This is a genomic window from Salinicola sp. NYA28a (assembly GCF_976982775.1).
Genome location: NZ_OZ334582.1, coordinates 1,162,492 through 1,176,222, shown reverse-complemented (window position 1 = coordinate 1,176,222; position 13,731 = coordinate 1,162,492). Strand labels below are relative to the sequence as shown.

The following is a 13,731-nucleotide window of genomic DNA, read 5'->3' as shown; positions in this document are numbered from 1 at the left end:
TTAGCGGGAGGAAGCTTGAGGGCAGAAGCCAGGCAGAGAAGGTCACTGCAGGGGACAAAGCGGCCACACATCACGTCAGTCTTGGTAGTGCGTGTACTTCTTTGCACTCCCCTTCACCTGGTCGGCGGGATATTTCTCGGCATTCTTCTCCATCTTCGCCCGGCATGCCGCTTCGATATCCACATCCAGCTTGCCCGCCAGCCGGATCAGATAGAGCTGAACATCGGCAATTTCATCACGCACGGCGGCCAGTTGCTGCTCATCCAGCTCCCTGGACTGCGCCTCGGTCAGCCACTGAAAGCACTCCTGCAGCTCTGCTGCTTCCACCGTCAGCGCCATGGCCAGGTTCTTGGGCGAGTGGAACTGGTCCCAGTCGCGCTCGGTGGCGAACTGGTCCATGGCGTCACGGAGCTGCTTGAACGGGTCTGACATCTAGGGCTCACCTGGTTATGCGGTATCGGATAGCGGTGAGCATGCCTGCTATGCCGCTCGCTATCCAGTCAACATCGGCATAGGCGGCCACTCGGCCGCCCACTCGCTCACAGCACGGAGAGGAATTCGCCGATGACCTTCAGATCCTCAAGCTCGTCCTCGAGCACGATGTCCTTGTAGCCGAAGGCGTTGGTCAGGGGCTTGAGCACGATGCGCTGGTTCACGAACTCGCCGTATTCCTCGATCTTCTCGCTCTGGTATAGCTTGATCGTGAAGCTGCCGCCGTAGTCCGGGTCCTCGATGGCTCGATGCTGCACCACGACGACCTTACCTTGCCGTGTGCCGCCAGGGTTGGCACGAAACAGACACCAGGCGCCGTTGGGAATGCGCCGGTTCATCGACTCCCCCACCACCCGGCTGACGAACAGATCGGGGCTCGCGCGCATGAATTCCGGCAGCTCGACCCAGTGCTCGGCTTCAGCGATCTGCATCTCGCTGAACTCGCCGGCGGCGATGCTCAAATCGTACACGGGCACATGGCGCTCGAACGGCACTGCCTCATCACGCGTCACGACGGAAAGGTGCAAGCCATCCAGCGTCTCGGCACCCTCAGACGCATCCAGTCGCTCGGTCGCTGCTTGAGCTCGAGTAAAGGCCGCGAAGTACTCGCGGGTCTCGGGGTCCGAGGCATAGACGTAACAGCCCTTCTGACCCCGCGTCATCAGCGTGCGATAGGTATTCTTGATTATCTGGTCCGCCAGAGCCTTCGCCCGCTCTGGTTCTTCCTTGAGCAGCGTCTTGTACCCATGAACGGAGCGGTCCTGTCCTGCCCTTTTTCCAGCATCGGTTACCACTCGCCCATCGCGAATTACGAAGTCGTCCCCAATAATGACGCCGACGTAGTCGAACTCCAGACCCTGACAGGTATGGATGCAACCTACTTGCTCGACTGACTCATCAGCGATGGCCCACAGCATGCCATCGTCATTAAGGTTCCACTGGGCAGCGAAGCCATGCTCGGGAAAGACGATGTCCATGGCGTGCCTGTCCTTCTTGCTCGCCCAGGGCCAGCAGTATCCCGCCACCATACGTGCTTTGTTGGCCTTACGATTCTTCTCAAGAATGGCTCGGCGAAGCGCGCTCGGGTCATCAAAGACTTGGAAGTCATAGTCGATGTCATCAAGGTCGGTGTTGGCCGTGGTGCGAACCTGGAGTGCGTGATCAAGCCACGCCAGGTAGCCATCCGAGCCGTTGCAACGAAACTGCGACGCCAACTCAAGCTCTTGGACGTCGGCTCCGCACTCTGCTGCTCGTCGCCTGATCTCCTCGACCGTCCCCACATCCTTCAGCGTCACGCGCTGCGCTTCATCGATGAAGAAGATCGAGAAGCGTGACGCGGCGATCACCTCCTTGATCTGGCTCTCGCCCAGGTTCTGATACATGCCCGACTTCTCGTTCAGGCGGTGCGCTTCATCGACGATCAGCGCATGGAAGGTATCCGGCTCGGCGTTGACGTAGCTGCCCGAGCCCTTGAACAGGTTGTCGATGTGCGTCTTCTTGCGCGTGCCGGTCAGCTTCTTCTTGAAGACCTCACGCGGGGCCGAGTTACGCGAGACGTACTGCGTCATCATCTCACGCTTCGTCAGCTCCACCAGCAGGTTGATGGCCACCACCGACTTGCCGGTGCCTGGCCCGCCCTTGACGATCAGGCACTGCTTGCTCCCGCTGGCCGCGCGATGCGCAAGATCGATGGCGGTTTCATAGACCAGCTTCTGGTCGTCGATCATCAGGAACTCGGCGTTGCCTTGCATCATCGAGGCCAGGGCATCCGCCAGGTTCTTGCTCGGCTTGATCACACCGTGCTCGATGCGATACATGATGTTGTTGCTGTCGCCGTACTTTATGTGCTGGCTCAGAAACGCCGACAGTTTCAAGGCATCCTGCGAGATGAAGACCGGCGCACGGCGCGTGTGGTGCTCGTAGAAGGGATCATTGATGGCGTCCCCCTGCTTCATGTTGTGCAGGTAGGCGCAGGGCACCAGGCGGATCGACTCGGAGCGTACCGTCTCGTTGTAGTCCTCGATCAGCGCGCCATAGGACCACGCCTGATACGACGGATGGTTGGTCTCGCGTACGCCGCCGCCCAACTGGGTGCGCACGATGGCATCCTTCTTCGTCACCTCGACGGACTGCCACTGTTTCAGTTCCACGATGACCGCCGCATCGTCCCGCTGGTGGTTCTTGCCGGTCAGGATGAAGTCCACACGGCGATTAGTCAGCGGAATGTTGTACTCGATGGCCACTCCCGCCGATGCGGGAATGCCCTCATCGAGCAGAACGCTCATCATGAAGCGTAGGGAGTTCTCCCACGACGTCACCTCACTGCGCGGCGAGTTGCGGTTCAGCCTGCGTGCCACCTCGTTCTCGATGGCGTCGGTGATGACGTTGGCTCGTACATCGTCGATGAACTGCTGCTTGGTGGCGTTGTAGACCAGCATACCCTCAAAAGTTCCCTTTTCGGTCAGTTAGTTATAGGTTTTTAGCATGAATGCATTTGACAATTATGCACGCTAGCGGCTGCCACAGCACAGATCAGAACTAAAAGGCTGAGAGAGTTTGGGTCTGTGCATACGGGCTTCGGTGCCCAGCCTAACTATCTGTTTTTCGCCGTTTCAGTTCAGCCCGCGCCCAAGCAGATGCTTCTTTCATGTCCCGCCGCAGTTCATCCAGCTCTTCGGAAGTCAGCCACCGAACCGCCGGCTCCCCGCTTTCTGCGTGCGCCTCGCCGGCCTGCTCGACGGTCTTGCCTTCCAGCTCTTTACGCTGTTGTCGGCGTGATTGTTCGCCCATGTCCCCTCCTTGCGGAAAGGCGGCCATTGGCCGCCTGAGCTATCGCTGGTCAATGACTCCAATAATGTCAGAAGCCAGTATCGGAAAATCCCGCCGCCTCTGAAAACGGGGTTCTCCCGGTTCCAGCTCCTACATCGTTGCTAGTGTGCGTGCTGCGTGGTGCCTCCTCGCGGCCCGAGTGGGCCGGACGGTTCACGAAAGCGGCAATCTCTGCCCCAAGGTTCCTCTCTCCCTCGAGCGATAGCTCGACAGCAGGTACGAAATCGGCTTCTGTGTAGGCCTCCCGCCCGTCGTCGAGCATATCTAGGGCTACCATAAAATGGCGTTGTTTCATCGTGAGGTCTCCTTAGGTGTCCTGCTGGCCACGGTTCACAAAGCAAGCGATCTCGTCGCTACGGTCCTGCTGGTGCTCACTACCGCCCAGGCTGTCACTGTCGAATGAGGGAGCAGAATCATCCGCTTCCGCGACCTCACTATCCTCTTCCGGCTCCATGCTCGCGCGGATCGAGGACGCCATGCGGCCCCCAGCGGTTTGATCAACCTTGCTCTGGAACTTCCCAGCCATCTTCGACCCAACTCCTTTAGCTAGCTCGCCAGCCGTTCCAGCTCCCAAGGATGCTGCTCGCTTGAATCCGCTACCGCCACCAGATCGGGAGCCAGAACCAGCGAAGCCGGCCGCCTGCGCAAATGGGGTGTCACCGGTGCCAGCTTCATCTCCGGTGGAGCTGCTGCCACTCCCACCACCGCTGCTGTCACCTCCAGTGCCAAAGCTCGGCATGTCTGATCCTGACATATTGGACTGGGCCTTCTCGAAGGCAGCCTTGATGGCTGACCCGCCACCTACTGCATTCGCCGCACCGCCCAACATCGCGCTCCCAGCCATCTTGCCCGCCGTGAGGGCCATACCTGCCGCTGTCATGGCTGCTCCTACCGCAGCACCGGCACCGAATGACCCGATGCCCATCGCTCCCACGCTGCCACCCGACACCAGGCCGGAAATCATCGGTGGAATCTTGTTAACCAGAAATAGCAGGATCACCGAAACGACCAGCATCACGACCAACTCCTGGGACGCCATGTTCTCGCTCATCTGCGAGTAATAGTGAGTAATGAACTCTCTACCGATAGCGACCAGAAGCACCATTGCCATCAACTGAGCCGCTATGCCGAGAATGGCCTTGTAATAGTTGATCGCCATATCTGAGGTCCAGCGAGAGCCACCGAATCCCAGGAAAAACACTCCCGCATAGAGCAGTATCCAACTCGCAGCCAGAAGCAGAAGCAGGTTGACGGAAATGATCGCTAACACCAGCAATACCGCCAAAGCCATACCTTCCATCACCAGCGCAGTAGCAAACTGTTTCCAGCTCAACTCTGACGTGGCCTTCACCGTTTGGTCGTACAGTTCAAAGCCGATATCGAGGATGCTGGAAGGCCCCAAATTGCTGTTGGAGAGGCCACCGGCTTGTGCCCCAAGGGTTTGCAATGACTGTACAATGGTTCCCGCGATGTTCATGCCCTGAGTCGCGTTCGTCAGCAACCACCAGAAAAAACCTGTAAAGATGGTGAAACGAACAAGCTCGGCAAAGAACTCACCAATGTCGGCCTTACGCAGTGCCATCATGCCGAACGTCCAAACCATCGAGATCACGACCAGGGTCCAGAACAACCGACTGGCAGCCGCTTCTATGGCAGGCCCCCACGTTGATGCCGCGGAATGAAAGCGATCCAACACATCATCCATGATGTTGTTGCTGGATAGCTCCTGAGCCATTGCGGTATCGGACAGCAGGACGACGGCGATCACGCCCAAACCACCAAAGACGAATCGTTTCATGCAACGCCCTCCCTCAATATCTGTCGGGGGAGCTGGGTTCAAACTCCCATTCCCGCATGCGTTGGGCCTTCTCGAAAGATCGGCAGGCTTCGGTAAAGGCTTTTCGGTTCGATTCTCGGCTCAGCTCGCTGTGAGGTGGTCCCCGAAATCAGGACCAGGCGTTAACCCGCCTCATTCACGAGGGTGCTGATTGAGCGGTCTGAAGGTACTGACTGGTGGCATCGCTTATCAGGATCGGCTTCTTCAGCGCGAATAGCTGTTGAGTAATGCCAAAACGCTGAAATTTCCCCGCTTCCTTATAGCTCTTTGGAATCAATGGCGACCGTCCAAGCAGCCGTGATCGCCGCCCGCCGCTCCGGTCGCTCGCTTTCTGATGCTGTGGTGGTCTCGCAGAAGCGTCAGCTCAGTGCGGTCAGCTTCGGCAGCCCCTTCAGCAGCGTCGGCCACCACTTGTCGGCGGCGGCACCCAGATGAACGGTGATTCGCCGAGCGTGCAGTCTCAGCGTGGCGGCGACCTTCAGCACCTGCTCGCGCATCCGGCTGAGGCTCCAGCCTTGCCGGGTCTGCCGCTCCAGCAGGCAGCGCAGGCCATGCAGGACCTGGTAGGCGTAGAGGCTGAGCAGCAGGCTCACCTCGTTGCGTGCCATCACGTCCTGAACGGTGGAGGCGCCGCGATCGGTCGACGAGAGGTGCACGTCGAGCGCCGACTTCACCTCGCCCATGTGCGCCTCGGCGCTGCCGCGCTTGCGGTAGAGCGCCAGGACCTTCTCCGGCGGCCAGTCGAACTTGCCGAGGTTGGTGACCAGGAAGAAGGCATGCAGCAGCAGGTCATCGGGGCGTTCCTGCACCACCAGCACCACGCGACGCGGTGCCGACCAAGAGCCCGCTTGATACTCCAGATCGTGGCACCACTCGCGAGGCTGCTCGGGTGGCCGGCCGGGTGGCCGCTTCAGGTGCGGTGCCGCCAGTTTCTGCAGGCCGGAGTGACTGCGCAGTCGGCCCAGGTACTCGATGTCGCACTCTTCCAGGGCCTCCAGCGTCGCGTTGTCGGTGAAACCGGCGTCGATGCGCACCCGAACCTGGGCGCCGGTGCTCTCGTTGAGTCGCCGCACCAGATGCGGGATCCAGGTGTCGGCGTTCTCGGCCGGGCCGGCGTTGCCCTCGCGCAGCAGGCCGCCCACCATGTCGCCGGTTTCTGCCAGCGAGGCGACCAGCGGTGAATAGATCCGCGCGCCGTACAGGCCATGATAGGCCGAGCCGCCCTGGTGGCCGTGGACCTCGATCGGCAGGCCGTCGATGTCCAGCGTCAGCTGCTTGGGGCGCTCGCCGTTCTTCAGCGCGGTCAGGCGCCAGATCACCAGTCGCAGCAGGCCTTCGTGCACGGCATCGATATTGTCGCAGCGCCCGAGGCAGGTCAGCAGCCGCGACAGCGTGGCTTGAGAGGGCCGGTCCTGGGCCAGGGGCGTTGTCCCGCGCGCATCGCTGCAGGCCAGCTGCCAGAGCGGATCACGGCGCAGCGTGTCGGTATCGCTGAGGTCGATCCAGCCCATCGCACGCTGCAGCACCAGGGTACGCAACTGGCTGGCCAGCGAATGAAGGATGCGCAGCGGGTGGCGTCGATCGACCAGATTGTCTTCCAGCGCCTCAATCACGCCGCTGTTGTCGAGGGCCTCACGCAACAGCAGAGCGCCGCTGTCGCTGGTAGTGCGCTGGCCGCTCAGCTCAACACGGACAGCGCCGTTGCATGAGGGCGTCCAGGTGGATAGGCTTTCACCCATAGCGGATGGCTCTCTTGGTTCAGATTCTTGGCGGAACACACTGAATTTTCAAGAGAATACCATCCGCTATCTTCGTTTTCGGGCCGGCCTCATGAATAAGCCGGGGTTAAGCTCTGATCATGACGATTGGAGACGATGATCATGAGCAGGAAACGCAAGCAGTACAGCAGTGACTTCAAGGCCAAGGTGGCTCTCGCAGCCCTCAAGGGCGATCAGACAACGTCGGAGATCGCCGCCCGCTTCGAGATCCACCCCACCATGGTCAGCCAGTGGAAGCGTGAACTCCTGGACAACGCCACGGGCGTCTTCGAAGGCAAGGATGGTAAAGCCGCCCAGAAGAGCCAGGAGGAGATCGACACGCTTTACCGCGAGATCGGCAAGCTGACGGTGGAACGCGATTTTTTGTCGCGCAGGCTCGATCGTTGAGCCGGGCTCAGCGCTTGGCCCTGATCGAGCCGCCATCCTCCGACACTCCCAGCCTGCGCCGGCAGTGCCAATTGCTCGGTATCAGTCGCTCATCGCTATACTACCAGCGCCGTGAGTTACTCGCCGAGGACCTGATGCTAATGAGGCTGATCGACGAGGAGCATCTGCGGACGCCGGTCTACGGCTCCCGGCGGATGACGACCCATCTCAACCGCTTGGGGCACACGGTGAACCGCAAGCGGATCCGTCGCCTGATGCGGCAGATGGGGCTGCACGCGGTGTACCCGAAGCCGCGCACCAGCCAGTCTGGCGTGGGGCATCGGGTCTATCCTTACCTGCTCAGGGATCGCGTCATCGATCGTCCCAACCAAGTCTGGGCCACTGATGTGACGTATATCCCAATGGCGCGAGGGTTCATGTACCTGGTGGCCATCATGGACTGGCACAGTCGCCGTGTGCTGGCCTGGCGGGTATCGAACACCCTGGATACGGACTTCTGCATTGACGCACTGGAGGAGGCCCTGGAGCGCTATGGGCCGCCGAGCATCTTCAATAGCGATCAGGGCTGCCAATTCACCAGCCAGGCGTTCACCGAGGTACTGAAGGCCCATGGCGTCCGGATCAGCATGGATGGAAAAGGCTGCTACCGGGACAACATCTTCGTCGAACGGCTCTGGCGTAGCGTGAAGTACGAGTGCGTCTATCTGAAGGCCTTCGAAGATGGTGCCCACCTACGCCGGGAGCTGAGGAAGTACTTCACTTGGTACAACCGTCAGCGGCCCCATCAAGGGCTGGACGATGCGACACCCGATGAGGTGTACTTCGATCAACCACTGACCCAGGCGGCCTGACGCCTGATGATGATCCGGTCAGAGCTTAAATCGTCTGTCAGGTGGTCCAACGGATGGGGGCCACTTCACCCTAAAGCCACACAAATTTTATTATCATCATTAAACTCTTTGGCAGCCAACAACTTTAATACAAAAAATACTCCCGAATATTACCAATTAGAAAAATCACGTTTTATTTTTATATATACGAAGCATTTCATTAAAACGAGAAATTCTTGCGGGAGACACGTATACATAGTCTACAATCGCTTTAAAAAAATCATCTATTGCCATTGCTTGCAAAGGATGAACATCAATAGTATCTGCATGCGCACCCAAATTCCCTATTAGTCTTAACACATCTCCGGCTTCAGATAATTTTTCAGAAATCTCTCCTTTTTCACTTAGAAATTTTAACTTACCCGCCAAGCTCCCTTTCACTGCATCGCGATCTTGACAAAGAGCTTCAAGAGCCCTTCTGATTTGCACAGCGAAAGAGTTAGGTGATATATACTTAACCCTAACCGCTTCGTTATATATTACTAAAACACTTTCAGGTACAGAATCATCTAAGCCGATATCTGGGAAGACAAGAGTTGGTTCAAAATCAAAAAGGTGGTGATAAACAAGAATTTCTCCACATGTTGTACATTTATAGACATGATATGTTCCTTCACATTCGGCTTCTTCCCCATCGTCCACCCCCCATGCTACAGATTTGTAAAACTGCTCATTGAGCTTTTCTTGTTTTGCTCGATTACAACAGTGAGGACAAAACTGGATCATCGTTTACCCCCTAAAGGTCAATACAAAGAGAAGCTTGAAGTCATCCGTCTCACGCAAATATCAAACTAATCCTCGATCCTAGTTCCGACGGTGACGGGCAACTCAAGGACAACCTCTGTCAACCCTGAAAACTCCGTAGGCCCCTGGCGCCCACTCCAATACTCGTGAGCCAAATAGGAACAAATAAGATTAGTTTGGTTATTATCCAATAGCCGCATATTGCCTTTAAAAATAGGACCATCTTTATAAACCTCCCATATTGGAGAGCTCTCATCTCCATAGGAGGCTTTGAATTGCCGAGCCTCTTCTATTGAGCAACAGGCAAAGACACTTTGAAACCGCGACGGACGGCCAGAAAAATGAGCTTTCCGAATATTCTCAAACAGCAGTTCAATTATTGGACTGGCAACATCGCCTCTACTTTTATTGCTTAAGAGGTATGGCGGTCTCAATGACCAAGTGCAACACGTGAGCCATCAGGTACGGTGTTGCCATGACTTACTGCTATCGCCATCTCTCTGCTGAAGACCGAGCCGCCATCATGATGATGCGAGCCACGCATTCGATCCGGGCCATTGCCACTCACCTGGGGCGTGCGCCGAGCACCGTGTCGCGAGAAATTGCTCGCCATACGGTCGACCCCATCAAGGGCTACGATGCCGGCCTGGCGGGCTATCGGGCTCGTCTGACGCGACATCGGCCACGCCAGCGCCCCAAGCTGCATCCCGACGGGGAGCTCTTCGAGGTAGTGGTCCACTTGCTGCGCAAGTGCTGGTCACCGCAACAGATAGCCCGCACACTGAAGCGCATGTCTCCCAACGATTCACGTCGGCAGGTCTCGCATGAGGCCATCTACAACGCGCTCTATGTGATGCCCCGCGGCAGTCTCAAGAAAGAGCTCATCGCCTGCCTTCGGCAGGGCAACGGCAAGCGTCGCTCACGCAGTCGTGGCAAGGATCGACGCCAGCAGATTCCCGATCTGGTCAGCATCCACATGCGCCCGCCTGAGATCGAAGACCGCCTGATGCCTGGCCACTGGGAGGGTGATCTCATCATGGGTGCCAACAATCGCTCCGCCGTCGGTACGCTGGTGGAGCGCACCACACGCTTGGTGATCTTGGCGAAAGTGGATGACACCACGGCCACGGCGGCGGCCGTTGGCTTCAGCGACAAGCTCAATGAAGTGCCGCGAGCCCTGCGGCTGTCCATGACGTACGACCAGGGCAGAGAGATGATGAAGCATGCCGAGATCACGCAGAAGACCGGGACGGCGATCTACTTCGCTGACCCGCATAGCCCGTGGCAGCGCGGCTCCAATGAGAATACGAACGGGCTGCTGCGGCAGTATCTGCCGAAGGGCACGGATCTGTCGGTCTACAGCCAGGAAGAACTCGATGAGATCGCCGACTCACTGAACACGCGGCCGCGCAAGACGCTCGACTGGCGCACGCCGCTGGAAGTCTACGCCGAGGTGCTCAAGAAATCGGTCGCTGGACCGAGCACCCTTCAATAGCGTTGCGCTTGGAACTTGAGACCGCCTATCGTTCGCCATGAAAAGACAATCCAGAGGGATAAACCCGGCTTATTCATGAGGCCGGCCCGAAAACGAAGATAGCGGATGGTATTCTCTTGAAAATTCAGTGTGTTCCGCCAAGAATCTGAACCAAGAGAGCCATCCGCTATGGGTGAAAGCCTATCCACCTGGACGCCCTCATGCAACGGCGCTGTCCGTGTTGAGCTGAGCGGCCAGCGCACCACTAGCGACAGCGGCGCCCTGCTGCTGCGTGAAGCCCTCGACAACAGCGGCGTGATCGAGGCGCTGGAAGACAATCTGGTCGACTTCCGCAACCCGCTACGCATCCGCCACTCGCTGGCCAGCCAGCTGCGTACCCTGGTGCTGCAGCGTGCGATGGGCTGGATCGACCTCAGCGATACCGACACGCTGCGCCGTGATCCGCTCTGGCAGCTGGCCTGCAGCGATGCGCGCGGGACAACGCCCCTGGCCCAGGACCGGCCCTCTCAAGCCACGCTGTCGCGGCTGCTGACCTGCCTCGGGCGCTGCGACAATATCGATGCCGTGCACGAAGGCCTGCTGCGACTGGTGATCTGGCGCCTGACCGCGCTGAAGAACGGCGAGCGCCCCAAGCAGCTGACGCTGGACATCGACGGCCTGCCGATCGAGGTCCACGGCCACCAGGGCGGCTCGGCCTATCATGGCCTGTACGGCGCGCGGATCTATTCACCGCTGGTCGCCTCGCTGGCAGAAACCGGCGACATGGTGGGCGGCCTGCTGCGCGAGGGCAACGCCGGCCCGGCCGAGAACGCCGACACCTGGATCCCGCATCTGGTGCGGCGACTCAACGAGAGCACCGGCGCCCAGGTTCGGGTGCGCATCGACGCCGGTTTCACCGACAACGCGACGCTGGAGGCCCTGGAAGAGTGCGACATCGAGTACCTGGGCCGACTGCGCAGTCACTCCGGCCTGCAGAAACTGGCGGCACCGCACCTGAAGCGGCCACCCGGCCGGCCACCCGAGCAGCCTCGCGAGTGGTGCCACGATCTGGAGTATCAAGCGGGCTCTTGGTCGGCACCGCGTCGCGTGGTGCTGGTGGTGCAGGAACGCCCCGATGACCTGCTGCTGCATGCCTTCTTCCTGGTCACCAACCTCGGCAAGTTCGACTGGCCGCCGGAGAAGGTCCTGGCGCTCTACCGCAAGCGCGGCAGCGCCGAGGCGCACATGGGCGAGGTGAAGTCGGCGCTCGACGTGCACCTCTCGTCGACCGATCGCGGCGCCTCCACCGTTCAGGACGTGATGGCACGCAACGAGGTGAGCCTGCTGCTCAGCCTCTACGCCTACCAGGTCCTGCATGGCCTGCGCTGCCTGCTGGAGCGGCAGACCCGGCAAGGCTGGAGCCTCAGCCGGATGCGCGAGCAGGTGCTGAAGGTCGCCGCCACGCTGAGACTGCACGCTCGGCGAATCACCGTTCATCTGGGTGCCGCCGCCGACAAGTGGTGGCCGACGCTGCTGAAGGGGCTGCCGAAGCTGACCGCACTGAGCTGACGCTCCTGCGAGACCACCACAGCATCAGTAAGCGAGCGACCGGAGCGGCGGTCGGCGATCACGGCTGCTTGGACGGTCGCCATTGATTCCAAAGAGCTATAAGGAAGCGGGGAAATTTCAGCGTTTTGGCATTACTCAACAGCTATTCGCGCTGAAGAAGCCGATCCTGATAAGCGATGCCACCAGTCAGTACCTTCAGACCGCTCAATCAGCACCCTCGTGAATGAGGCGGGATAAAGACTGTCCACGTGTGCTTTCAAGAACTCTGGTTCTACATCAACATGTCGAACTAGCTCTAGCACCATCCCTTCCTTGAACGTTCTTCCTCTGTCTACAGAAAAAAATCTTTTCAAACCTCCCCCCTAGAAACTCAACAGGAAACAAATAGCCTAATAGCTTGTTTTTCCAAAAACGCTCAATCCTCTACTGAAATTAAGTCAAGCACGTACCAACCATATTAAATTTCACTCAACCTATCCAGCTTCACAACCAAATCCTCCGCCCTAAGATGCGTATACCGCCTCAACATCTGCATCGACTTGTGCCCACTGATCGCGGCGACCTCCTGGTCGGATAGCCCCGCCTCTACCAGCCGGCTGACGGCCTCATGGCGTAGGTCATGAAAGCGAAAGTCATCGAGCCTGGCCTGCTTCTTCGCCTGGTTCCAGAGCTTGGTGTAGGCGTAGGGGCCGCGCTTTCCATCCTTTCCAGGCTCGCCAAAGAACACCAGATCACAATCGAGCGGGCGCACCGGGTTGTTCAGCGCCTGCTTGAACACCTCGGTGGCGGCCTGAGTCAGCGGCACCAGGCGGGCTTCGTTGTTCTTGGTGTCCGTGAGGCGCACCACGCGGCGTTTCACGTCGACCCGGGAGCGAGTGAGGGTCAGGATCTCTGAGGAGCGCATGCCCGTCTCCAGGGCGATTCTGGCGATCCAGGCCAACATGGGATTGCTGTGCTGCCGTAGCACGGCGAACAGGCGCTTCTCCTCGTCGGCGCTCAGGCGCCGGTCGCGCCCTTCTCCAGGGCTGGGTTTGCGGATGTTCTGGACGGGGTTGTAGGTCAGGCCCAGACCCCATTCCTGGATAGCCACGGTGTAGAGATGGCCTAGCAAGGCGAGCTCCAGGCGCACGGTATTGGCGCTGATAGGCTGGCCACGATGGCCAATGCTGTTCAGGCGGGTGTCACGGAAGTTGGCAATCAGCTCCGGCGTCAGGGCCGCTAGGGAGTATTTGCCCAAGTGCTCGATCAGCGTGCTGGCCTTGTGGCGCTCGCTCTTTTGGGTGCTGGGCTTCTTGGTGGGTGTGACGTCGGCCAGGTAGCGCTTGAGCGCGGCTTCGAGCGTCATGCGCTCCGAAGCGCTGCGCTGGATATAGACACCACGCACCATTTCGTCTTCGGTGCGGCGTGCCCAGTCCTGGGCATCTCGTTTGGTGCGGAAGGTCTTGGCGGTGGTGGGCCAGCCGGTCTTGCGGATGACAGCTTTCCAACTACCGGCGGGGGTCTTGACGATGGTGGCCATGAAAGTCTCCAGGGGGCTGAAGGATCGGCACTGTACCGAAACTGTACCCTTGGACTATGGGACTCACCAAAGAAAATTCTTAAGTAGCTGATTTGAATGGTGGGCCCAGCTGGACTCGAACCAGCGACCAAGGGATTATGAGTCCCCTGCTCTAACCAACTGAGCTATAGGCCCTGAAACGCGGGAGCCGTATGATAACCAAAGCGGTCGGC

General features: G+C 59.0%; 12 protein-coding genes and 1 tRNA gene. 3 read left to right on the top strand and 10 right to left on the bottom strand.

Annotation, left to right across the window (positions count from 1 at the left end):
• Positions 1-75 precede the first annotated feature (75 nt).
• The 6 genes from ACWHY3_RS05365 to ACWHY3_RS05340 form a co-directional block, all read right to left on the bottom strand.
• On the bottom strand, positions 76-432 hold the full coding sequence (locus ACWHY3_RS05365; RefSeq protein ID WP_043527825.1) for a nucleotide pyrophosphohydrolase: 357 nt from the start codon (positions 430-432) through the stop codon (positions 76-78).
• A 107-nt stretch (positions 433-539) separates the two neighbouring features.
• Entirely contained in the window at positions 540-2,930 is a 2,391-nt protein-coding gene (locus tag ACWHY3_RS05360) for a DNA/RNA helicase domain-containing protein (RefSeq protein WP_448127762.1), read from the bottom strand.
• 151 nt (positions 2,931-3,081) lie between these two features.
• A complete protein-coding gene (locus tag ACWHY3_RS05355; RefSeq protein WP_222571759.1) occupies positions 3,082-3,282 on the bottom strand; it encodes a hypothetical protein in 201 nt (66 codons plus the stop codon).
• 67 nt (positions 3,283-3,349) lie between these two features.
• Entirely contained in the window at positions 3,350-3,616 is a 267-nt protein-coding gene (locus tag ACWHY3_RS05350; protein ID WP_448127761.1) for a hypothetical protein, read from the bottom strand.
• Positions 3,617-3,628: 12 nt separating this feature from the next.
• On the bottom strand, positions 3,629-5,119 hold the full coding sequence (gene trbL / locus ACWHY3_RS05345) for a P-type conjugative transfer protein TrbL (protein ID WP_448127760.1): 1,491 nt from the start codon (positions 5,117-5,119) through the stop codon (positions 3,629-3,631).
• Positions 5,120-5,517: 398 nt separating this feature from the next.
• Positions 5,518-6,897, bottom strand: a complete 1,380-nt coding sequence (locus tag ACWHY3_RS05340) for an IS1380 family transposase (RefSeq protein WP_399590022.1) — start codon at positions 6,895-6,897, stop codon at positions 5,518-5,520.
• A gap of 141 nt (positions 6,898-7,038) precedes the next feature.
• Here ACWHY3_RS05340 and ACWHY3_RS05335 point away from each other — a divergent pair.
• Positions 7,039-8,174, top strand: a protein-coding gene (locus ACWHY3_RS05335) for an IS3 family transposase (RefSeq protein ID WP_371399730.1) whose coding sequence is annotated in 2 segments (ribosomal slippage) — positions 7,039-7,294 and positions 7,294-8,174 — 1,137 coding nt in all. Because the reading frame shifts where the segments join, the coding sequence is not laid out codon by codon here.
• 165 nt (positions 8,175-8,339) lie between these two features.
• Here ACWHY3_RS05335 and ACWHY3_RS05330 read toward each other — a convergent pair.
• Together ACWHY3_RS05330 and ACWHY3_RS05325 are read right to left on the bottom strand one after the other, a co-directional pair.
• Positions 8,340-8,939 carry a DUF4145 domain-containing protein gene (locus ACWHY3_RS05330; RefSeq protein ID WP_448127759.1) on the bottom strand — a complete coding sequence of 200 codons (600 nt, stop codon included), beginning with the start codon at positions 8,937-8,939 and terminating at the stop codon, positions 8,340-8,342.
• A 65-nt stretch (positions 8,940-9,004) separates the two neighbouring features.
• Positions 9,005-9,391: a DUF2441 domain-containing protein gene (locus ACWHY3_RS05325; protein WP_448127758.1), complete on the bottom strand. Its 387-nt coding sequence runs from the start codon at positions 9,389-9,391 to the stop codon at positions 9,005-9,007.
• 41 nt (positions 9,392-9,432) lie between these two features.
• On the opposite strand from ACWHY3_RS05325, the gene ACWHY3_RS05320 reads away from it, so the two are divergent.
• On the top strand, positions 9,433-10,452 hold the full coding sequence (locus tag ACWHY3_RS05320) for an IS30 family transposase (RefSeq protein WP_087719302.1): 1,020 nt from the start codon (positions 9,433-9,435) through the stop codon (positions 10,450-10,452).
• 168 nt (positions 10,453-10,620) lie between these two features.
• Positions 10,621-12,000 (top strand): IS1380 family transposase, encoded by a 1,380-nt coding sequence (locus ACWHY3_RS05315; RefSeq protein ID WP_448126645.1) that lies wholly within the window; start codon positions 10,621-10,623, stop codon positions 11,998-12,000.
• A 457-nt stretch (positions 12,001-12,457) separates the two neighbouring features.
• On the opposite strand, the gene ACWHY3_RS05310 is transcribed toward ACWHY3_RS05315, so the two are convergent.
• Together ACWHY3_RS05310 and ACWHY3_RS05305 are read right to left on the bottom strand one after the other, a co-directional pair.
• A complete protein-coding gene (locus ACWHY3_RS05310; RefSeq protein WP_448127757.1) occupies positions 12,458-13,519 on the bottom strand; it encodes a site-specific integrase in 1,062 nt (353 codons plus the stop codon).
• A 97-nt stretch (positions 13,520-13,616) separates the two neighbouring features.
• Positions 13,617-13,693: transfer RNA gene (locus ACWHY3_RS05305), tRNA-Ile, on the bottom strand.
• Positions 13,694-13,731: the final 38 nt, after the last annotated feature.